The following is a 23,063-nucleotide window of genomic DNA, read 5'->3' as shown; positions in this document are numbered from 1 at the left end:
CATAGATTTAATTTATTTATCATTTATGTCGATTGTAGAGGCTATAAATATGCAATGCTGTACGAAAGAATATTTTTTTAAAGTTTAATTTAAGTTATTATTCTCTTGAGAGTAAATATAAGAGAAATGATTTACTCAATTGCTGAAAGTCAAGGGAATGCACGCATGGAGCTTAGACATTTAAAATATTTTGTTGCTGTTGTAGAGGAGCAAAGTTTTACTAAGGCGGCAGAAAAGCTATTTATTGCTCAACCTCCTTTAAGTCGTCAAATCCAAAATTTAGAAAGTGAACTTGGAGTTCAACTTTTTGAAAGAGGTAGTCGTCCTTTGGTGACCACTGAAGCAGGTGGTTTTTTTTATAATCACGCACTTCAGTTATTAAGTCAGGCTGAAGAATTAAAATCAATGACCAAAAAAATAGGCGTGATTGATCGAACCATTACTTTAAGTTTTGTCGGATCATTATTATTTGGTTATTTATCTAAAGTTATTTTTTTATTTAAACAAAGAAATGCTCATTTAAAAATAGAATTAGTCGAATTATCTTCTATGGATCAAATTCAGGCGTTAAAAATGAAACGTATTGATATTGGTTTTGGTCGAGTGGATATTTCAGACCCAGAAGTTAAAAGAACAAAATTAAGAGATGAACGATTAGTTCTTGCAGTTCATGCAGGTCATCCTTTGGCATTACAAGAGGGTGTATTTTTAAAAGAATTGGTTAAAGAGGAATTATTATTTTATCCTAAAAATGATCAACCTAATTTTTCACATCATATTCAAGCATTATTTGCTGAACAAAATTTAAAACCTGAAAAAGTACGTTATGTACGTGAGTTAGCATTAGCATGTGGTTTTGCCGCAGCAGGAGATGGAATGGTTATTGTACCCGCAAGCGCACAAAACATTCATTTGACTAACTTGAAGTTTGTACCTATTTTGGATCAAAGTGCGATCAGTAATGTTATGGTTTCTATCCGTAATACAGGATGTACAGAGGATATTCAGTCTTTCTTTGATTGTGTTTATCAAGTTTATGATTTAGAAGGTGTTTCTTATCATAAGTATGAGTTTTAAAGGCTAAAATACAATTTCAAAGGCTGGAAAATAAGTGAAGTGTTTAAGCGTCATGATATTGGAAAATTATACTTTTTTGGTATAACTTTATGTCATAAAATCTATTAACTTTTATTATATTTTCAGCTTTAATAAAGTAGACTATTTTTATCAGGAATTTTATTTTAAATTATAAGTTATTCGCCAAAATGATGTGGAAATTGTTCATATTAAAAGGAAATTTTAAAACGAACAATTTTGGAATAAAACACCTCAGCGAGGTACAAGGAAGATGCAATCATTTAGCCAACACTCAGATTTAAAACATAATACAAAACAAGCTGATTTTGCTCAAAATTTGATGTCGAGTATTTGTGGTGATCATCGTTTAGAAACCACATATCGTGATACTTTAGATTTTCAGTATGACGGCTTACGTTTACCCAAAAAACATATGACCATTGGCTGTATTCAATATGGTGCAAATGTTGCTATCAATATTTCGCAGCTTAAAGCCTATAGTATTAGTTTACCTTTGCATGGTAAACAATCATTAAATATTCGAGGTGAACATTATCAGTCTGACCAAAGCAGTGGTTTAATTGTTTCAAATAATGATTTTCAAGATTTATTTATTGATAAAGACTGTAAAAAATTACAAGTGGTCATTCCCGAAAAAAGTATGCAATTGGTGTTATCAGATTTACTGAACCAACCCATCCGCGACAGTATTGTTTTTAATCCAACGATGAATTTAGCATTAGATCAAATGATTGCTGCTTGGTGGTCAAATATTCAAAATTTTATGTTGGTTAAGGCACAATATACAGGTTTTTATGGTTTACAAATGTTTTCTGAAGATTATGAAAATTTCTTGATTAAGGCATTATTACTTTCCCAAGAAAATAATTTTTCCGCAGCTTTACGAGAGGGTTCATGTCAAGATATTCCATTATTTATTAGAAATGTAAAACAATTTATGATGGATCATGCACATGAAATGATTTCTGTAGAAATGATTTTACATGTCGCTGGCGTCTCAAAAAGTAAACTTTATGAACAATTTCAATATTATTATGGCATGAGCCCTTTGGCTTTTTTAAAAAAATATCGTTTACAGAAAGTTTATAAAATTTTAAGTAGCCGCAAGCAGCAAGAGATTTCAATTTCAAAAGTGGCTTATGATTGGGGGTTTAGTCATTTAAGTCGTTTTTCACAAGAATATCGGGAAGAATTTGGTGAAAATCCAAGTGAGACCAAAGCCAAATTTCAATAATTTTGATATTTAATTTTACATAGCAAAATAAATTAAGCGCCTAAGACTCAGTCATAGGCGCTTAATATTTAAGCTAATTCTTGCGATTTAATCTGCTGTTTGCTTTTTGATTTTTCGACCATAACTTTTAGACTTAAAGCGATAAAAGAAATGAGTGTTGGAATGGCTAAAACATAGAAAATTCCACTTAAACTCAACTCAAATGTAAAAATCAATGAGCCAAAAAATGCCCCTAAAATTGCGCCAACTCGTCCAATACCATGCATCCAAGATACACCAACTGCACGACAAGTAGAAGGGTAGAACATTGCTGAAAGTGGCAGTAAAGAAGACTGTGCACCCGCAAGTAAAGCTCCAATCATAAAAATACTAATGCCAAAAAGTAAAATATTTGAGCTAACAAAACCCGTTAAAATAAACAATAAAAAGGCAATAAAATATGAATACTTAATGACGTTGGTTGGGTTAGTTCTATCCATATAATAACCCATGACTGTCGCACCGATCACGCCACCAAATGGGAAAATTGCTGCAATTAAGCTAAATTGTTGTGTCGTAAAACCCGCAGTTTTAAGAATGGTCGGCATCCAACTGGTTAACAGATAGAACACCAATAAACTCATAAAGCAGCAAAGCCATAGCATACTTGAGCCCCAGAGATATTTCCCTAAAACTTGTTTTACAGGGCTTTCATCGCTCAGGTTATTTTCTGTGGTCGCAAGTTTAAATTGTACATTTTCAGAAAATGCCTGACCTTGTATTTTTTCTAAAATATAACGTGCTTGCTGATGCTGATTTTTCTTCACTAAATATTGAGTAGACTCGGGTAGTTTTAGCATTAAAATTACCGCTAAAAGTACAGGAATAACGCCACCAATAATGATGACTTTTGCCCAACCTAAATTTTCTAAAAGAAAAGCTGAAAGCACACCACCACAAGAAATACCCAACATAAAACCGCAGCCTGCAAGACCTGTTAAAAAGGCTTTACGTTTGTTCGGCATATATTCAGAGACGATAGTACTAATGTTTGGCATTGCTGCGCCTAAACCAATACCTGTAATAAAGCGATAAATCGTTAAATCTTGAGTGGATGTTGCGAAACCACATAGAACAGTAAAAATAGCAAAAATTAATGTGGTCGTTACAATGACTTTTTTACGTCCAAATTTATCCGCAAGTGGACCTGAAACAATTGCACCGATGGACATCCCGACCAATGCTGCACTGAGTACAGGCGCAAGTTGTGGTTTAGTAATTCCCCAGTCGTCAAGTAAAGAGGGTGCAACAAAGCCAATGATTCCTGTGTCTAATCCATCACAGAAAAAGACTAAAAAACCAAGTAAAAAGACCAGCCATTGTAATGGTGAAAGTTTGTCACGATCTATGACACGATTAATATCGATTGTTTGCATAATTATTCCCTTAATGATTGAAAATCGATTGTGTTACTTTGCAAGAGTGTCTGTTAAATATTTTTAACCCATTTAAAATGATTGTATTTAATCCAAATTATTCATTTATTTTTTAGAAAATTGTGTGATGGTTGAAAATATTTTTAGTGAACTTTCCGTTGATTTTTCTAGGAAAGTGTAGGGTTGATACCGATGACACAATTAAAAAATAATGAGTGTTGAAATCAGAGTTTAAGATTTAACACACAAGGTTTTCGAGAAAATAAGCATTGAAAATGTACACGTTATTTATCTTGTGAAATGTCGCTTTTCATTGCAAATACTTGTCCGTATTGCTCAAATTGTTCAATACATTTTAGAAATATTTTCTTTTAAACCTTGTGTTATGTTTGGTTTATGCCTTAACCGTATTACTTGATAAGAACTTTTCACTGTAAATTTTAAAATTACTCAATGATTCAGTATCTAACCAAGTTTTGACGGCTTCAATCATGGGCGGTGGACCACATAAATACATATCAAATGCTTGTTCTGCAAGTTGAGATTTATTTAAATGTTCATGAATAAATCCAGTTTTTCCAGACCATGTTTCTGTTGCTTGAGTCACGATTGGATGATAACTAAAGTTGTTTATTTTATGAGAATAGTCATGTAAACGTTGCTGTTCACATAAATCTACTTCTTTATTTACCCCATAAAAAAGTTCAATTTTAGGTGGGTTTTTTTGTTCAGCGAGATGATCTAACATACCTAAAAATGCGGAAAGACCCGTCCCACCTGCAATAAACACCAAAGGCTTTTCAACTTCACGTAAATAGAAACTGCCCAATGGTGCTTCCATGACAATACTTTGACCAACTTGACAGCGTTCACGTAAATAATTACTCATGACACCGTCAGGCAATAAGCGAATTAAAAATTGCAGTTGGTTCGTGGCATTAGGACGATTTGCAAATGAATATGAACGCCACTCATCTGTATCAGGAATTTGTAAACGTGCGTATTGACCTGCTAAATATTGTAATTGCTCAGAATAATGACTGGCATCAACATGTAAAATAGCGGTCGTTTCTGAAACTAACTCAACATGTTTGACGATGGTGTTAATTTTTAAGGTATCGCCTGTATTACAAATACTTGAATCATGATCGAAGAAAAAAGCAGCATCCGATTGTACTCGCGTTTGACAAGCCAACATTTTACGTTCAGCTAAATCACGAGGACTGAGTGCTTCTTCATCGACATATTCTTGCTCATAAATGCCTGTTTCACATTGCCCTTGACAGGTTCCGCAAACACCTTCACGGCAGTCTAAAGGCAAGTTTATGCCCTGACGAATTGCTGCATCAAGCAACAATTCATCATTATTTACTGCGATAAAAAAGGTTTTACCATCTGCAAAATTCAGCGCCACAGAATGTCCCATTTTAGACTCCTTAAACGTGATAGAAGTCTAAAACTGAATCAATTTTGTCATTCAGTAAGATCGTATGCTGTTTACGAATACGGAAACTGTTTTCTGTTTTACGTAAAGTATAGGTCGCATGACCATAGAAGCAACCCTCTAAGCCTTGGCGGTTATAAAGCGTTTGCCAAACGACTTTTGCTTCAACTAAGCCATCTGCAAGTTCTTTGACACGAACATTACTAATAAAATGTGCTGTACGTGGTAAAGGTGTTGCTGAAGCAGCTTTTCCTGTTTCAATACGAAACACGCGATCTTCTAAGCCTGTGCGGTCTTCATAGTAAATATAAGACATGCCTTGATTTGGGTCAGTGACATAATGATGATCATCAATCCATTGTGGAATATGATAAACGCTATCCTCATCATACAGTTCTAAATATTCATTCCATTGAAAATTATCACAATATTCTGACTTTTGGTTTAAAAATTGAGTCACTGCAAACGTTAATTCCATGTTCATGATTAAACCTCCGCTGTTTCATTTTGGAATGTAATATCGTGCATTTTCAGTGCGTCTTTCTTTAAACCATTGAGGAGTAATTGTCTCCAATGTCCGTGTTGGTTGACATATAAACCTTCATGGGTAATTTCACGCCCTGTGATGACAGGTTGAATACCTAAAATTTCTGCATTTTTACTAGAACCATAATTCCAGTTATGATGACCACGTGAAATATCACTCCAACGTTCTAAACGTGCTTGGAAGCCTTTTTGTTGTTCTCTAAATTCAACCAAATCGTCTGGTGTACCTAAGCCTGATACATTAAAGAAATCTTCAAACTGGCGAATACGGTTGCGACGTGCTTGTGCAGACTCGCCCTTGACTCCGATACATTGGCTAATCACTTCAGTTTTATTCCAAGCCACAGGACGCACAATACGTAATTGTGAACTGATTTGATCCATAAAGAACAAGCTTGGATATAAATTTAAGTTACGTAAACGGTGCATTGCCCATTTCGCACGATCTTCACCAAACTTTTCAACCAATTGTGGCATGACAACGTCATAACCTGGACGGACTGTTGGATTAGGCATATCACTAAATAATACGCTGTGACCATTTTTAAAGCTAAACCAACCATCATCAGTGTCGCCATCACCTGCGCCAAGTTTACTGTAGTCCAAGGTATCTAAATCTTGACCATTGGCTGCATTGACTTGTTGGCGATGTTGCACAGTAGAAACATAATTATAATGAACTGTACTCACATGGTAGCCGTCTAAACCATTTTCATCTTGTAACTTCCAGTTCCCTGCAAATGTATAGGCTGATTTTCCTTGTAGAACTTCCAGCTCACCTGTAGGAGATTGGTCAACCATTAAGTCTAAAAATACTTTTGCATCACCTAGAAAATCTTCTAGTGTATCTGTTGCTTGTGTATCTAAACTCACAAAAACGAAACCACGATAGCTTGCAATACGTCCTTGTTTTAAACCACGTGCAGATTTATCAAAGTCTTCACAATATTCGCTTGGACCTTTCACTTTGAGTAAACGACCATCCGATTTATAACACCATGCATGGAATGGGCAAGTGAATGTTGATTTATTACCTTTTGCAACACGCGTCAATGTTGCACCACGATGTTGGCAAGCATTAACAAGGGCGTGTAATTGTCCATTGCCATCACGGTTAATAATCATCGGTTGACGACCAATTTGCACCGTTAAAAAGTCGTTATTATTTGCAATTTCGCTTTCATGACAAGCATAGATCCATACTTTTTCAAAGATATGTTCCATTTCCAAGTCAAATAATTCTGCTTCGGTAAACATTTCACGTGCAATACGATATACACCATCTTCAGGACGGAAATCTAAACAATTATTGATAAAGTCTTGCCACTCGGCTGTGCTACGTGTTTCCATTCTGCTTTTCTCCATATTTAAACATCTCTAAGGTGATTGAAACCCGAAAGAGAAATTCGCTCTATCCACTTTTTCCGTTTCTTTATCCTATAAGTGCATTTTGTTTTAAAATTGAAAAAAATAACGTGATTGGAAAATCGCAATAAGATGCTGCTGCAATCTAAATGTGAAAAAATGCTGCTTGATATCTAAAAATATATTTAGAAATAAAATGATGAACTTGAAAGAAGAAAGGTAAAACAATGATCGTACAACGTATTAGTAAATATTCATTACATGTTTATTTTGACGCAGCAGACGTTCAAAATTTGAGTGCATTGCTCCATCAAAAGCTTTTATCTATCCAAATTCAATATTTAAAACAAGACAAAATAACGAGTAAAATTTTAAGTTGTGTTATAGATGAAAATGAACTGCTGCAAATTGAAAGCAGTAAAATTGTGTTTCAGATCGATGGTGATACTCAGCAATATATGTTGTATTTATTAAGCGAGTTTATGGCAACAGGAGATTTTCCAGTCAATGAGTGTTGCGAGTTAGCCATAGCGAAATTGAAATATAATGTGCAAATTTATTTTCTCAATATCGCGAATTTTTCCAAAAATATCAAAAATCCTTGTGAAATTTAGGCAAAATCATGAGGAATGACAGACAAACATTATCAAGTGCATAAAATCTCTTTATAATGCAGCTATTCTTTTAGGAGTAAGTTATTTAAGTTTAAGATTTAAATAAATTTACTTCTGTTCTCTTTAAAGTCAGTTCTTTTCATCGACTTGTTTTAATATTTTTCAAATTTATGTGCTGATTTATACACATAAAATTTAGGTGCTTACATGGAAATCAAAGTCAATTATCTCGACAATCTTCGACAAGAAGCCAAGTTTGATGACTTTACGGTGATTGCAGATCAACCGATTCGTTACAAAGGCGATGGCTCTGCACCAGGACCGTTTGATTATTTCCTTGCATCTTCGGCTTTATGTGCAGCATATTTTGTAAAGGTCTATTGTGCGGCACGTGACATTCCCACCGACAATATTCGCCTGTCACAAAATAATATTGTTGACCCTGAAAACCGTTATAAGCAAATTTTTAAAATTCAGGTTGAATTACCTGCGGATATTTCAGACAAAGACCGTCAGGGTATTTTACGTTCCATTGACCGTTGTACCGTCAAAAAAGTGATCCAAACGGGTCCAGAGTTTGTGATTGAAGAAGTGGAAAGCATTGATGCAGATGCTCAAGCTTTGCTGATGCCAGACCTCGCCAAAGAAAGTACCACATTTATTGCGGGTAAAGACTTACCTTTAGAAGAAACCATTGCCAATATGTCAGGGATTTTGGCAGGTTTGGGCATGAAAATTGAGATTTCTTCATGGCGCAATATTGTCCCGAATGTCTGGTCTTTGCATATTCGTGATGCACAATCGCCAATGTGTTTTACCAATGGTAAAGGCTCAAGCAAAGAAAGTGCTTTGGCGTCGGCTTTGGGCGAGTTTATTGAGCGTTTAAACTGTAATTTCTTCTATAACGACCAATTTTGGGGTGAAGAGATTGCCAATGCTGCATTTGTACATTATCCAGATGAAAAATGGTTTCAACCACAAGCCAATGGGGCTTTGCCAACTGAAATTTTAGATGATTATACCCGTGAAATTTATGACCCTGAAAATGAGTTATTAGGTACGCATTTGTATGACACCAACTCAGGCAATAAAGCACGTGGCATTTGTTCATTGCCATTTGTACGCCAGTCGGATGGTGAAACGGTGTATTTCCCATCGAACCTGATTGAAAATCTTTATCTTTCCAATGGGATGAGTGCAGGCAATACCTTGGCTGAAGCACAAGTACAATGTTTGTCTGAGATTTTTGAACGTGCCGTGAAACGTGACATTATTCAGGGTGAAATCGCATTACCTGATGTTCCTGATGAGGTTTTGGCGAAATATCCAAAAATTGTTGCAGGTATTCAAGGATTGGAAGAGCAGGGTTTCCCTGTTTTGGTTAAAGATGCCTCGCTCGGTGGGCAATTCCCAGTCATGTGTGTGACGTTGATGAATCCAAGTACAGGTGGAGTTTTTGCCTCGTTTGGAGCGCATCCTAAACTGGAAGTGGCACTTGAGCGCAGTTTAACTGAGTTGTTACAAGGGCGTAGTTTTGAAGGGTTGAATGATCTGCCAAAACCGACATTCAGCAGCAATGCCGTGACTGAGCCAAATAACTATGTAGAGCATTTTATTGACTCAAGTGGTGTGGTGTCGTGGAAATTCTTTAGCGCACAGTCAGATTATGACTTTGTCGAGTGGGACTTTACTGGCAATGGCGATAATGAGGCGGAAGCGCAGACATTATTTTCAATTCTCGAAGACATGGGCAAAGACGTTTATATGGCGGTTTATCAGCATTTGGGCGCAACCGCATGTCGTATTTTAGTGCCTGATTATTCTGAAATTTATTTGGTTGAAGATTTGATTTGGGACAATACCAACAAAGCTTTGGATTTCCGTGAAGACATTTTAAATCTGCATCGTTTGGATGAAGAACAACTCGAAGCATTGGTTGAGCGTTTGGAAGAACTTGAAGTCGATGACTATACCGATATCGTGACGTTGATCGGGGTGGAGTTCGATGACAATACAGAGTGGGGACAACTCACTGTTCTAGAGCTTAAATTGCTGATTTATATTGCACTGCAAGCATTTGAAGAAGCAAAAGAATTGGTTGAACAATTCCTGCAATACAACACCAACACAGTAGAACGTGGTTTGTTCTATCAGTGTATGAATGTGGTGCTTGAAGTTGAGCTGGACGATGAGCTTGATTTAAATGATTATGAGCATAATTTCCGTCGTATGTTTGGTGATGAGCGGATGGATGCGGTGATTGGTTCAATGGATGGCAGCATTCGTTTCTATGGTTTGACTGAAACCAATATGCAACTTGAAGGTTTGGATCGTCATTTGCGCTTGATTGATAGTTATAAAAAGTTACATGCAGCACGTGCAAAATTTGTCAGTGCATGAATCTAAATCAATCATCTAAACAATAGTATGAACGATAAAAGCGTGGTGTAGTGCCACGCTTTTATTTTGTAGAATCGTAGTCGCTACGGGTTTAGATATTTTTCATTGAGTTGTTCATTTGCATCAATAATATGTGCATTCAGTTGGGTCATAATACGAATCAAATGTTCTTTATCTTCCGTAGATAAAATATCAAAAATAACTTTTTCACGATCCATTGCCACTTTAAATACTTCATCATGTAGATGTGCCCCTTGTATTGTCAGGCAAATTTTTGTTGCTCTTGCATCTCGTTTATCTTCTTTAATTTCAACATATTCTTGGGTTTTAAGTTTAGCAATTGCACGACTTACAGCACCTTTATCTAAGCCAATCACTTGACTGATCCGACGAGCAGAGATGTTAGGTTCAACCGCTAGCATTGACAAAATACGCCATTCGATAATATTGATTTGAAAGAGCTGAGCATAAATTTGTGAAGAACCAAGAGACATTTTATTTGAAAAAAAAGTAATCAATGCAGGTATATAGCGTTCAAGCTCTAAAGTTGACTGTGTTTTCATTTCATCTTGAAAATTAGTTTTTCATCATCATAGCATAGATGATTGTGTAAATATGGTTGTTTTAGCAACTATAAAGTTGACTTTGCAACTATATTGCTTTAATTTTAAACTAAATCACAAGGGTTTAAATATCATTGCTGGTGAGCATTAAAGTATTATGAAAATTGAATTTCATAATATAAGGCATTGAAAAATAAGGATATGAAAATGAATAATAAGCTAAAAATTGATCTGGTAGAGGAAAGCCAACAAAACTCTTTTCCTAAAAATCAATGGTTTGTGGTGGCACTGTCTAAGGAATTGAAAGATGACTTTATTGCAAGAAAAGTACTCAATATTCCAATGATTTTATTTCGAGATCCTCAAGGAAAAGTTACAGCTTTAGAGGATCGTTGTTGTCACCGTGGTATGCCACTTTCAAGTGGTCATTTAGAAAATGGGCAAATACGTTGCGGTTATCATGGCTTACTTTATAATGCAACAGGGCAGTGTGTTGAAGTTCCCGGACAAGATAAAGTACCTAATAAAGCAAAAGTAAAAAATTATCATGTTATTGAAAAGCAAGGTTTAATTTGGTTTTGGTATAGTTTTGAATATGAAACTCCCAATAGTGAAGTTCCAGACTATCCTTATCATGAACATGAAGACTATCTCTACGATGGTGATGTTTATCACTATGATACACCTTATCAACTTATTCATGATAATTTGATGGATTTAAGTCATTTAGCCTATGTGCATTTAAAAACCATTGGTGGCAATGCTAAGATTCACATGAATGCTGAAATGAAAGTGACACAAGGGGACAATCAAGTGGTGGTCAAACGCCATATGCTTGCTTCAGATCCACCGCCAACATATAGCATGGCATATCCATTCCAAGCTAAAGTTGATCGGTGGCAAGAAATTGATTTTCGCGTTTCTCATATTCGTATTTGGACTGGTGCGATTGATACAGGCACAGATAGCCTAGATAATCCTGAACGTAATGGTTTTAATATGCGAGGTTTCCACGCAATTACACCTGAAACAGAAAATACTTGTCATTATTTTTGGACAATGTCAACCAACCCACAGCATGATCGTGAGCGTATCGCCAAGGTTGTGATCGAACAAACACGCCTTACTTTTGATGAAGATAAAGTCGTGATCGAAGCGCAATTTAAAAACTTAAAGCAATTTGAACACAAGGAAATGGTGGGTATTCATATTGATGTTGGCTTAGTCCGTGCTCGACGTATTATTGCAGATTTGATTTGATGTGTTTAAGCCTTTCTTTGTTGATGATGTTCTTCTGAGAAAGGCATGGCTTATTTTGTTAAATATTTCTGTAAAACCACAAAAAGCCTTATAATCTGTAAGAATTAAATTTTAAATTTATCTTTATTTATGTCGCAATATCTCGATATTTCGCTCCAACAAGATCAGCCGAATCTTTCTGCAACACAGAAAAAGTTTAATCAATTGTTAAAAAAGCTTGATCAACAAAAAAACTTATTGGCTGAATGGCAACATGCTCAACAAGATATTCAGCACCAAGCGGCTAAAGAATTACTGCCAGCTTATGCACAATTACATCAATTATATTTTCAACAGCTTGAAATGTTGTGGCAGCATAAATTAAAAAATAAACTGACCAAAAGATACAAAGAAATACTCGATGATAGAATTGTTCATATTTCAGCGCAACTCATGCGAGTGAATACACTGACTGAGTTGCAATGTGACGAGGTAAGTAGAATATTTCATTATTTTCAGCCTGATAGCAGTGCTTCAACAGAAAACAACTCTAATACAGATGTTCCTGAATTTGCTGAGGAAATGATCATAAATTTACAAAAAGAAATGATCAAAAAAATGGTATGTCAAGAAATGGGTGTTGATGTAACAGTGGTTGATTTTGACTTTGATGTAGAAGATATAGACGGTTTAGTTGCGAAAATTAATGAAAAAATAGAACAAGAATTTTTACAAAGCTTAGATGAAGCAGAACAAATTTCTATTGAAAAACAAATGCAACGTGAACGTGCAAAAGAACAAAAAAAACTGGAAAAACAAGAGTATGCCAAAAAGATGGCAAATCAATCTTTAAAATCAATTTACTCAAAAATTGCAGCAGCGATACATCCAGATCGTGAATTAGATGAAGTAAAAAAAGTTGAAAAAACTGAAATTTTTCAGATGACCAACCAAGCATATGAAAAGAAAGATTTATTTACTTTATTAAAGTTACAACAATATATTGACAAGGATGTATCTACAGCACAAAAATCTTATGCAGATGAACAGCTTAAATTTTATAATACTGCACTTGAAACACAAATTGAAGAATTAGATATTGAGATCAAAGAGATTATTGATAGTTTTGATTGGGGAAATCATATTGCATTATTTTCATCGCGTAAAATTCAAATCAAGGATTTATATAAAAAATACAAAACAGATCTGAAAAATGTGCAAGAAAGTATTGAACATTCAGAGTTTATTGTAAAACATCTTCAAGATCCTACGAATTTAAAATCTTTGTTGCTTGATGCTTATTTCTAATTTTTCTGATGAAATACAATGATTGAACCAAGCTGATTATTTGCGGAAATGACTCGGTGGAGCACCTAGCTGTTTTTTAAACATGGCTGTAAATGCACTACTACTTTGGTAGCCGAGTTTTCCTGCAATTTGTGATATTGAAAGATGCTCCGATAAATATCCCAAAGCCAACACTACATGCATGCGTTGCAGCCAGTGCCGAAAATTCAATCCCATTTCTTTTTGAAATAGTCGAATTAAAGTACGTGAACTGGTACCAATTTGATCTGCCCATGCGTCCAGATCTTTTTGGCTGTCGGGATGATCAATTAATTCTGAACAGATCTGGATCAAACGTGGGTCGCGTGACCATGGAATGTCTAAAGAAAAATTATGAGATTGCTGAATCTCATTGAAAATAAGCAGTTGCAGGGCTTGATCTAGAGCCTGACGTTGGTCATTGTTGGGTTGAGTTGTCAGATCATCATCAGTTTTAGGGTGGTTTAAACGTAAAACTAATTCACGTAATAAATTACTCATACGAACCAAAAAGCAGTGCTGACCCAAAGTCTGTGCTGCAGTTTCTTCAACCATAGCTGAGTTTAGACACACTTGCCCATAAGACAAAACACTATGTTCATAATAAGCAGGAATCCATAACGCACAGTGCGGTGGAATAATCCAAATGTGATCTGATGTATAGACACGGATATGACCTTCAACAGCATATAACAGTTGACCACGACAATGAAAATGCTGAGGAATAATACTGCCATGTTCACGTGATGATGACATTGAGGTCACTAAAGCAGCAGATCTTCTAGCAGAATGTGTCATAATTCAACTCAATTGTCACTTAAACGATGATTGTTGGAATATAAGCTTTGATATGACGAATTATAATGCATCTTCCTACCTCTGATCTAGGATATATATGATGCCGAATCCTCAATCTAGTGAAATTGGCACTACAACTGTTTCAAATCAACCGACTCAAATGGTCACATCGATGATTGCCGCAGTGGCGATTGCACATTTACTTAACGATTTGATTCAGGCGGTACTTCCTGCAATTTATCCTATGCTGAAAGTCAATTTCCAACTCAGTTTTACCCAGATTGGTCTGATTTCATTGGTCTATCAAGTGACTGCATCATTATTACAACCTTGGATTGGGTTATATACCGACAAACATCCTAAACCCTATTTATTACCAATGGGGATGGGGGTAACTTTGATCGGGATTGCAGGTTTGGCATTTTCAGCAAATTTTGGCATGTTATTGCTTTCATCTGCACTGATTGGCGTCGGTTCTTCAACTTTTCATCCTGAAGCGTCACGTGTGGCACGAATGGCATCGGGTGGTAAATTTGGTACAGCACAATCTGCGTTTCAGGTGGGCGGAAATTCAGGTTCAGCGATTGGTCCATTATTGGCAGCAGCGATTATTATCCCCAATGGTCAGGCGGCAACAGCATGGTTTATGTTATTTGCATTATTGGCGATTTGGGTGCTGTATCAAGTCAGTCGATGGACGATTAAACATAAAAAAAGCACTGTCAATGCAGCTTCTCAGGCGATTCAAAACAAATTGCATGGTAAAACTTTATATCGGGCTTTGGGTTTGATTGCGATTTTGATGTTGGCAAAATTTACTTATATTGTCAGTCTAAGCAATTATTACACCTTCTATTTAATGGAAAAGTTTGATCTTTCCTTAAAAACAGCACAATTTTATTTATTTGGCTTTTTGGCTGCCGTCGCTTTGGGAACCTTTGTTGGAGGACCGATAGGCGATAAAATTGGACGTAAAGCGGTCATCATTATTTCCTTTGTCGGTATGGCACCTTTTGCGCTGATTTTGCCTCATGCAGATCTGACTTGGACATTGATTTTATCTGTGATTTCAGGCTTGGTGATGTCTTCTGCTTTTTCAGCCATGGTGGTTTATGCACAGGAAGCAGTGCCGGGGCGTGTTGGCATGATTGCAGGCATGATGTTTGGTTTAATGTTTGGCATCAGTGGGATTGCGGCAGCAGCCTTAGGTTATCTTGCAGACCACCAAGGGATTCAATGGGTATTTATGCTGTGTTCATTCTTACCTTTATTAGGAATTGGTTCATTATTTTTACCTAATACAAAAAAGTAAGATCACTGTTCAATAACAAATAGCCTAAGCATGAATATAAATAATGACCTCTTTTATATTCATGCTTATTTTTCAATAAGATTTTTAAATATCACATAAAATTCAATTGTATCATTATGATTTATATTAAAAATACTAGATGAAAATGAGATGATTAAACGCATTTATTTTATAAATAAAAATTTAAATACTGGTAAATCCTCCATCAATCGTAATACATGCACCTGACATAAACTGAGCTTCATCCGATGCTAAAAATATCGCTAAGTCAGCAACTTCATTGACTTCACCAAAACGATCTAAAGGAATTTTGTCAGTAGGGCGAGTTTTTAACATCTCAGCAGTCATCGGAGTGCGAATTGTTCCCGGACAAATGGCATTGATTTTAATCCCAAATTTGCCATATTCGGCAGCAAGATGCTTGGTATAACCCAGTACAGCATGTTTTGATGCGGTATAAGATGCGCCCCCCATTTTTGCAACAAGTCCAGCAATTGAGCCAATATTGATAATCGCACCAGATTTTTGTTCAATCATGTGTGGCAAGACTAAATTACTTAAATTAAAAATAGATTTCACGTTAATATTAAAAACTAAATCCCAAAGTTGTTCACTGGTGTCTAAGCTATTTATATATTTATCAAAAATACCTGCATTATTCAGCAAAACATCAATTCTGCCAAAGTGTTGTAGTGTGGTCTGAACTAAGTTTTCTAATTGAGTCTTTTCAGTAATATCAACCTGTACAACAAGTACTTCATTGCCCATTTGTCTAATTTTATCTGCAACCTGTTGAGCAGATTCAATATTCAGATCTGCAATCACAAGTTTTGCCCCTTGTGTGGCAAAAGCAAAAGCTTCAGCTTCCCCCATACCTGATGCTGCGCCTGTGATTATGCATACTTTGTCTTTCAGTCTAGACATTTTTCGTTCCTTGATTCAATAATAAATAAGCAGCCTAAATGCTAAAAATTTGGCATTGATTAATGACCTAAATTTAAATTAGCCACTAAAAAATAATTTGAGTAGTTTACAAATATGCTTTTGAACGGTATTCATATCAAGTGGACGATGATCGTGCAAAACAACAAAGAGAGAATGATATGCGTGATGAATTAATTCAGGATGAATTATCAGGTGAGCAGATAAAATATGATGATTATATTGCAGGTCTAGCAAAAGGACTCAGTATTCTAGAAGCGTTTGGCTCAGACCGACAGCGCCTCAATGTCACACAAACAGCAGAACGTACAGGTTTAACCAGAACGGCAGCCAGACGTTATCTAAAAACATTGAAATTTTTAGGGTATTTAGACACAGATGATTATTATTACTGGCTAACACATAAAGTTTTAAAATTTTCTGGTGCATATTTACATACAGCACATTTACCTAAAATAGCTCAACCTGTACTGAATATTTTAGCGGCAAAAACTTCTTTGGTTTTTTCTGTTGTTGTTTTAGACCATCATGAATTGGTTCCTGTGGCACGTAGTATTTCACCGCAGCATGAGGAGTTTCGAGTCAGCCCTTTTGGCATTCATCTCGGCAATAGAATACCAGCACATACTGCATCTACAGGTAAAGTATTACTTTCACAAAGAAGTCTTGAAGAGCAAAAACAATGGCTTGAGCATTATGAATTACGTCGCTTTACCCATTATACAATGACTGAGCAGGACGTTTTTTTACAAGAATTACAGAAGATTAGAGCGCAGGCTTATTGTATTTCTAGTGAGGAATATGAACTTGGGGTTGTTGCAGTTGCAGTCCCTATCATTAATCAAAAGGGAGAACTCATTGCCGCGATGAACGCTGTGGCATCAGTCAATAAAGTCAATGATTTTTATTTGGTGAATACCATTGTGCCTATGCTAAGACAGGCTGCAAAGGAAATACGCGATATGATTTAAAACCCCTCATGATCTTGAATATTGGGATGATTGATCACAGTCACGATATTCGTTTCATAGTATTTGTACGAATATTATCTGATATGTACGATCATCGCGCATTGATTGAATTTTACACTTTGCGAATGACTTTTTCATCATTAGTTTAAAAAACAAAGGAAAAGTCAAAACATCATTCTGAGTGTGTTTCGATAATAACGAAGCATGGATGAAGAGTTATTTGCATGGAGTGAAGATATGCATGATGCATTAGATCAACAAAATGATTGGGATTTGATTGTAATAGGTTCAGGTGCAGGAGGATTATCGACGGCAATTACCGCGAAAAAGCAGGGGCTAAAGGTGATTGTCTTAGAAAAGGATGCAGTTTTTGGTGGTACAACTGCATTTTCTGGTGGAGTGCTTTGGATTCCCAATAATCCACACGCTAAAAAAAATGGTATTCAAGATTCAAAACAAGCAGCAATTAACTATCTAAAACACGAAACTCAAAATTTTTATAATGCTCAAGCAGTCGATGCCTTTTTAGACTATGGACCTAAAATGATCGATTTTTTTGAGAAAGAAACCACAGTCAAATTTATTCCTACTTTGTATCCAGATTATCATCCTGATGTATCGGGTGGGGTTGAGGTTGGACGTTCTATTTTAGCTGCACCGTTTGATATTCGTAGTTTAGGCGAAAATATGAAACGTTTACGTCCACCCTTAAAAACCATTACTTTTATGGGCATGATGTTTAATTCGTCAAATGCAGATTTAAAACATTTTTTTAATGCAACTAAATCATTTACTTCATTTATGTATGTAGCAAAGCGTTTAGCCATTCATATGAAAGAATTGGCTTTTTATGGTCGAGGAACTAATGTGACCAGTGGAAATGCTTTGGCAGCACGCTTGGCAAAATCAGCTTTTGATTTAGATATTCCGATTTATACATCAACACCCGTACAAAAATTGCTACAAGAATCGGGGAAAATTGTAGGTGTAGAAATTTTACAAGAAGGTAAAAAATTAAAGCTTAAATCAAAGCATGGTGTTGTGTTGGCATGTGGTGGTTTTTCACATGATATTACACGTTTAAAAACAACTTATGCACATTTAAAAACAGGTGGAGAACATATCTCCCCAGTTCCAAGCAGTAATACAGGTGATGGTTGCCGCATGGCAGAACAAGTCGGCGGTGCAGTCGATATTCAATATCAAGATGCTGCCGCATGGATGCCTGTTTCAAAAGTGCCACAAGCTGAGGGTTATGGCGTATTTCCACATTTATTAGATCGTTATAAGCCCGGCATTATTGGCGTTCTAAAAAATGGGCAACGTTTTACCAACGAGTCAAACTCTTATCATGATGTTGGTGCTGCTTTATTTCGAGCATGTCAAGGGATGTCCGAAACTGCAATGTGGTTAATTTGTGACCAAAAAACCATTGCTAAATATGGTCTAGGCTATGCAAAACCTGCACCAATGCCATTATCAGGCTTAGTGAAAAATGGCTATTTAATGAAAGGAAACACCATAGAGGAGTTAGCAAAAAATGCAGGAATTGATGCTAAAAATCTAAGCGATACGATTATTGAATACAACAAACATGCGGTAAATGGTGAAGATCCTACATTTCAACGTGGTTCAACAGCATTTAATCGTTATTTAGCAGACCCCGAACATATGCCAAATCCGTGTATTGCACCTGTTTCAGTAGGACCTTTTTATGCAGTAAAAGTCTTTATGGGTGATCTGGGCACATTTGATGGACTTAGAACAGCGGTCACTGGAGAAGTGCTTAACTCGAAAAATCAAAAAATTGTTGGCTTATATGCGGTAGGAAATGATCGTGCCAGTATGATGGGCGGAAATTATCCAGGTGCAGGCATTACATTGGGACCCATCATGACTTTTGGTTATTTGACAGGGTTACATATTGCAAATTTAGCCAAAGGCGGTAAAGGATTAGCACAACAAAACCAAGAGGAGATGCAAAATGTTTCATAAAGCAATTGTTGACCATCGAATTTATACCATTACGCCACGTATGTTGCCAAAATTTTTAGCGTTATTTGATAATTTAGCAATGCCTGTATTGAAAAAACATCTTGGGCAGCCTTTAGGGTTTTATGTCACGACCATTGGTTCATTAAATCAGGTGGTGCATTTGTGGGGTTACGATAGTTTAGATGATTATGAAAAGCGTAGTTTAGCGCGAGATACTGACCCTGATTTTCAAGTCTATTTACAACAAACTGAAGGACTTGTGCAGTCGCAAACAAACCAATTGGTGCGACCAGTACATTTAAAGTCATTTACTTCATGATTCATTTTTAAATCATTTTATGAATCGATTTAATTCATAAATCAATCAATCCCTGTGTTTTGGAAACGGTACTGTCATTGCAGTGCTACAGGGGCTTCGTGCTTTTTTATAAGGAGAATGAAAAATGAGCACAAGTATGCAAAGGATGGATATTAAGAAAATACTGAATGAAAATAAAGTGGGAAATTTTCAAAAACTCATTTTATTTTTCTGTTTCGCTATTATTGCACTTGATGGTATTGATGTGGTGGTCATGGGCTTAATTGCACCGCAGATTATACAAGAGTGGGGCATTACTGCACAGCAAATCGCGCCTGTGCTGAGCGCTGCACTGGTCGGTTTAGCGATTGGAGCTTTGGTTTCGGGACCATTATCCGATAAGTTTGGGCGTAAACCTGTACTGATTTTGAGTTTGATTGGCTTTGGTATTTTTACTTTATTGACTGCTTTTTCAACAGATATTACGCATTTGATTATTTATCGTTTTTTAACGGGACTCGGTGCAGGTGCTGCTGCACCCAATGCGGCAACATTGGCAGCAGAATATGCACCTGATCGTCGTCGTTCATTTACAGTAAATACTGTTTATTGTGGTTTTTCTTTAGGCGCGGCGGCGGCGGGCTTTTTAGCTGCATGGATGATTCCTGAATTTGGTTGGCGCAGTATGTTGGTTTTGGGTGGAGTTTTACCTTTAATTTTAGCGCCATTTTTATATTGGAAAATGCCAGAATCGATTACATATTTAGTTAAAAAGGGTAATGCACAAGATAAAATCCAATTGATTTTACATCGTTTATATCCTCAACAAAAATTCGAACATTATCAGTTTTATTTAAATGAAATCCCAACCGAAAAAACGGGATTAAAGCTTATTCTTTCGCGTGAATATTTGTATGGTACGGTCATGTTATGGATTGCTTATTTCATGGCATTGTTCTTGATTTATTTATGCAGTAGTTGGTTGCCTACACTGATTAAAATGAATCAATTCAGTATTTCTCAAGCGGCTATAGTCACATCATTTTTTCAATTGGGTGGACCTTTAGGTTGTATGGTTTTAGGTTGGCTGATGGATCAATATCGCCCACGAATGGTTCTATTTATTGCAATGTTGGTGGGCACATTTGCCACTTATGCTTTAGGTCAGTTTAGTCAAAACTTTAATTTAATGTGTGTGATGGCATTGATTTTAGGCTTTACTTTTAATGGTGGTTCTACAGGTTTAACCTCGGTTGCAATGGGTTATTATCCAACGAGTGCGCGAGCAACAGGGGCAACGTGGATGAATGGCATCGGACGTTTAGGTGCAATTTTAAGTGCTTTTGCAGGAGCAGCGATGATTAATGCAAAAATTCCACTAGAGACGATGTTTACTTTATTAATGATCCCTGCATTTTTATCAGGTTTAGCAATTTTATTGCAATCGCCAAGAAAGAAAATTACCAGTGTGAAAAGCTTAAATTATTAATATTTAACAAAGTGTTGTTGGTATTTATAAATCAGTAACAACAGCACTTATTATAAAACAAGGAAGATTTATGCAATATCATTTTGAAAATAAAGTTGCCATGGTGACAGGTGCTGGCTCTGGAATCGGGCAAGCTGCGAGTATTTTGTTAGCAAAATATGGTTGCAAGTTATGTTTAATTGATATTAATCAAAACCATTTAGCTGAAACTGTGCGTTTAATCGGGTCACATGTTGATATTTTGCTACAGGTGGGTGATGTTTCCAATGTTGAGTTTATGCAGTCTTGTATTAAGCAAATTGATCAACACTTTTCAGGTTTAGATTTCGCCTTTAATAATGCTGGAATTGCAAGTCCAGTCAAAAGTATTGCTGATTTATCTATTGAAACATGGCATAAGCAAATAGATGTAAATTTAAACAGTATTTTTTATTGTTTACATTTTCAAATCCCATTAATGTTGAAAAATGGCGGTGGCAGTATTGTGAATACCTCTTCTATTTTAGGTACTGTTGCGACTCAAAATCGGGCAGCTTATATCACAGCAAAGCATGGTGTGACTGGACTAAGCAAAGCTGCTGCTCTAGATTATGCACAGCAGAATATTCGTGTGAATTCTATTCATCCAGGTTATGTCGAAACGCCATTAATCCGTCAAGTTCACACCGAAGAAATACAGATTAAACATCCTATTCAAAGGTTAGGTACAGTGGATGAAGTTGCAAATTTGGTCATCTTTTTACTTTCAGATCAGGCTTCATTTATCACTGGGGCAAATTATGCAATTGATGGTGGATATACCACGCAATAATCAACTTTTGCCCGATACAATTTAAATTACATTTCTTAAATCACGTGCAGTTTCTTGTAATAAAGGGAGTATTTGCTGAATTAAATATTCTTTTGTGGTGCGCATCGTGGGCGATACAATATTCAGTGCAGCAACAACATTACCTTTAGGTCCATAAATAGGAACAGCGAGAGCATGCACCCCAAGTTCATGTTCTTCACTAGAATAGCACCAATCTTGTTCTTTAATTTCATCTAAAATATGTAAAAACTGCTGATTATCCATACAGCTATATTTGGTCAGTCGCTTTAATGGATATTTTTCTAACCATTCTTGTTGTTGTTCCAAACTTAAATGTGCCAATAAAATTTTCCCTGCGGATGTGGCATGTGCAGGTAAACGATTACCTAAATGCAAACCATAAGGATTGACTCGATCTGTCTGTTGATGTGCTGCGCTTCGAGCAATGGTAATTGCTTCAAAACCATCTAAAACCATCACTGAAAAGATGAGAGAAGTTTGTGTGGTTAATAAATTTAATAAAGGCTGACAGATTTTTGGCAGTTGCGACCCACTGAGGTAAGCACCTGAAAACTTTAAAACTTTAGGAGCTAAATAATAATAATGCCCATCAAATTCCAAATAACCTAAATATTCTAAAGTGAGTAAATGTCGTCTTGCGGCTGCACGTGTTAAGCCTGTTTTCTCTGCGGCAATACTAATATTTAAACGATGACGTTCAGAACCAAAACATTCCAAGATCGCCATCCCTTTGCTGATACCTGCTACAAAATCTTCATGTCGAATCAGTTTTTTATTTTCTGAGTTTTCTAAAATCTTTTTTTCGAGTTCATTTTCTACAGTCATTTTTTAATACATTCCTTGTTGATTTACCATAAATACTTATCGTATTAGGTTAATTTAAAATTGACATAAACGTGAACAAAAAACGAATAATTGTTCGATCATCGAACAATTATACTGTTTATCGAACAATTTTACTATTTTATGCTAGAACAAAATCCAAAAAACAATAAAAATGAATATGCGAAATCTACACAAAAACACTCGGGATTGGGTGTGATTTTTCCTTATGAATATTCAGCACAATCCTGAGCTAGATTTATTTTTTTTATTTTTATAGCAAATGGAGTTGTCTAATGATTGATAAAAGTGCTTTCTCACTTCACGATGCGCTTTCACAAATCAAGGACGGTTCGACCA

At 36.0% G+C, this 23,063-nt stretch carries 20 protein-coding genes; 12 read left to right on the top strand and 8 right to left on the bottom strand.

The features are described from left to right. Positions 1-165: 165 nt before the first annotated feature. Positions 166-1,077: a LysR family transcriptional regulator gene (locus tag C9E89_RS13120; protein WP_107008834.1), complete on the top strand. Its 912-nt coding sequence runs from the start codon at positions 166-168 to the stop codon at positions 1,075-1,077. Positions 1,078-1,348: 271 nt separating this feature from the next. Then, positions 1,349-2,332, top strand: a complete 984-nt coding sequence (locus C9E89_RS13115; protein ID WP_107008793.1) for an AraC family transcriptional regulator — start codon at positions 1,349-1,351, stop codon at positions 2,330-2,332. A gap of 68 nt (positions 2,333-2,400) precedes the next feature. On the opposite strand, the gene C9E89_RS13110 is transcribed toward C9E89_RS13115, so the two are convergent. The 4 genes from C9E89_RS13110 to antA form a co-directional block, all read right to left on the bottom strand. Further along, positions 2,401-3,747, bottom strand: a complete 1,347-nt coding sequence (locus C9E89_RS13110) for an MFS transporter (protein WP_107008792.1) — start codon at positions 3,745-3,747, stop codon at positions 2,401-2,403. Positions 3,748-4,141: 394 nt separating this feature from the next. Beyond that, positions 4,142-5,173 carry an anthranilate 1,2-dioxygenase electron transfer component AntC gene (antC, locus tag C9E89_RS13105; RefSeq protein ID WP_107008791.1) on the bottom strand — a complete coding sequence of 344 codons (1,032 nt, stop codon included), beginning with the start codon at positions 5,171-5,173 and terminating at the stop codon, positions 4,142-4,144. 10 nt (positions 5,174-5,183) lie between these two features. Then, entirely contained in the window at positions 5,184-5,675 is a 492-nt protein-coding gene (gene antB, locus C9E89_RS13100) for an anthranilate 1,2-dioxygenase small subunit (RefSeq protein ID WP_107008790.1), read from the bottom strand. A gap of 2 nt (positions 5,676-5,677) precedes the next feature. Then, positions 5,678-7,087 carry an anthranilate 1,2-dioxygenase large subunit gene (gene antA / locus C9E89_RS13095; RefSeq protein WP_107008789.1) on the bottom strand — a complete coding sequence of 470 codons (1,410 nt, stop codon included), beginning with the start codon at positions 7,085-7,087 and terminating at the stop codon, positions 5,678-5,680. A gap of 242 nt (positions 7,088-7,329) precedes the next feature. Between antA and C9E89_RS13090 the strand changes: the two genes are divergently transcribed. Both C9E89_RS13090 and C9E89_RS13085 read left to right on the top strand, forming a co-directional pair. Then, entirely contained in the window at positions 7,330-7,716 is a 387-nt protein-coding gene (locus C9E89_RS13090; protein ID WP_107008788.1) for a hypothetical protein, read from the top strand. A 207-nt stretch (positions 7,717-7,923) separates the two neighbouring features. Then, on the top strand, positions 7,924-10,116 hold the full coding sequence (locus tag C9E89_RS13085; RefSeq protein ID WP_107008787.1) for an OsmC domain/YcaO domain-containing protein: 2,193 nt from the start codon (positions 7,924-7,926) through the stop codon (positions 10,114-10,116). A gap of 83 nt (positions 10,117-10,199) precedes the next feature. Here the strand turns inward: C9E89_RS13085 and C9E89_RS13080 are convergent, their stop codons facing one another. Further along, the gene (locus C9E89_RS13080) at positions 10,200-10,679 is read right to left on the bottom strand and encodes a MarR family winged helix-turn-helix transcriptional regulator (RefSeq protein ID WP_107008786.1); all 480 of its coding nucleotides are present in this window, start codon (positions 10,677-10,679) and stop codon (positions 10,200-10,202) included. A gap of 207 nt (positions 10,680-10,886) precedes the next feature. Here C9E89_RS13080 and C9E89_RS13075 point away from each other — a divergent pair, with 207 nt between their 5' ends. Continuing rightward, positions 10,887-11,939, top strand: a complete 1,053-nt coding sequence (locus C9E89_RS13075) for an aromatic ring-hydroxylating dioxygenase subunit alpha (protein WP_107008785.1) — start codon at positions 10,887-10,889, stop codon at positions 11,937-11,939. A 129-nt stretch (positions 11,940-12,068) separates the two neighbouring features. Next, complete coding sequence (locus C9E89_RS13070; RefSeq protein ID WP_107008784.1) at positions 12,069-13,226, top strand: hypothetical protein; 1,158 nt, start codon at positions 12,069-12,071, stop codon at positions 13,224-13,226. Between the two features lie 36 nt (positions 13,227-13,262). Here the strand turns inward: C9E89_RS13070 and C9E89_RS13065 are convergent, their stop codons facing one another. After that, entirely contained in the window at positions 13,263-14,042 is a 780-nt protein-coding gene (locus C9E89_RS13065; RefSeq protein WP_107008783.1) for an AraC family transcriptional regulator, read from the bottom strand. A 97-nt stretch (positions 14,043-14,139) separates the two neighbouring features. On the opposite strand from C9E89_RS13065, the gene C9E89_RS13060 reads away from it, so the two are divergent. Further along, entirely contained in the window at positions 14,140-15,354 is a 1,215-nt protein-coding gene (locus C9E89_RS13060) for an MFS transporter (RefSeq protein WP_107008782.1), read from the top strand. 183 nt (positions 15,355-15,537) lie between these two features. Here the strand turns inward: C9E89_RS13060 and C9E89_RS13055 are convergent, their stop codons facing one another. Then, positions 15,538-16,278 (bottom strand): SDR family NAD(P)-dependent oxidoreductase, encoded by a 741-nt coding sequence (locus C9E89_RS13055; protein WP_107008781.1) that lies wholly within the window; start codon positions 16,276-16,278, stop codon positions 15,538-15,540. A gap of 179 nt (positions 16,279-16,457) precedes the next feature. Between C9E89_RS13055 and C9E89_RS13050 the strand changes: the two genes are divergently transcribed. From C9E89_RS13050 to C9E89_RS13030, 5 genes are all read left to right on the top strand, one after another. Further along, a complete protein-coding gene (locus C9E89_RS13050) occupies positions 16,458-17,267 on the top strand; it encodes an IclR family transcriptional regulator domain-containing protein (protein WP_107008833.1) in 810 nt (269 codons plus the stop codon). Positions 17,268-17,471: 204 nt separating this feature from the next. After that, positions 17,472-19,262, top strand: coding sequence for an FAD-dependent oxidoreductase (locus tag C9E89_RS13045; protein ID WP_228199035.1), 1,791 nt, complete (start codon positions 17,472-17,474; stop codon positions 19,260-19,262). Further along, positions 19,252-19,581, top strand: coding sequence for an NIPSNAP family protein (locus C9E89_RS13040; protein WP_107008780.1), 330 nt, complete (start codon positions 19,252-19,254; stop codon positions 19,579-19,581). The genes C9E89_RS13045 and C9E89_RS13040 overlap by 11 nt, the downstream gene beginning before the upstream one ends. Before the next feature lie 124 nt (positions 19,582-19,705). Continuing rightward, positions 19,706-21,049 carry an MFS transporter gene (locus C9E89_RS13035; RefSeq protein ID WP_107008779.1) on the top strand — a complete coding sequence of 448 codons (1,344 nt, stop codon included), beginning with the start codon at positions 19,706-19,708 and terminating at the stop codon, positions 21,047-21,049. 70 nt (positions 21,050-21,119) lie between these two features. Continuing rightward, positions 21,120-21,860, top strand: a complete 741-nt coding sequence (locus C9E89_RS13030) for an SDR family NAD(P)-dependent oxidoreductase (protein WP_107008778.1) — start codon at positions 21,120-21,122, stop codon at positions 21,858-21,860. Positions 21,861-21,881: 21 nt separating this feature from the next. Here C9E89_RS13030 and pcaU read toward each other — a convergent pair whose 3' ends face one another. Beyond that, a complete protein-coding gene (gene pcaU, locus C9E89_RS13025) occupies positions 21,882-22,706 on the bottom strand; it encodes an IclR family transcriptional regulator PcaU (protein WP_107008777.1) in 825 nt (274 codons plus the stop codon). Between the last annotated feature and the right edge of the window lie 357 nt (positions 22,707-23,063).

The organism is Acinetobacter sichuanensis (genome assembly GCF_003024515.2).
Lineage (GTDB): Bacteria > Pseudomonadota > Gammaproteobacteria > Pseudomonadales > Moraxellaceae > Acinetobacter > Acinetobacter sichuanensis.
This window is presented reverse-complemented; position numbering and strand designations above follow the sequence as displayed.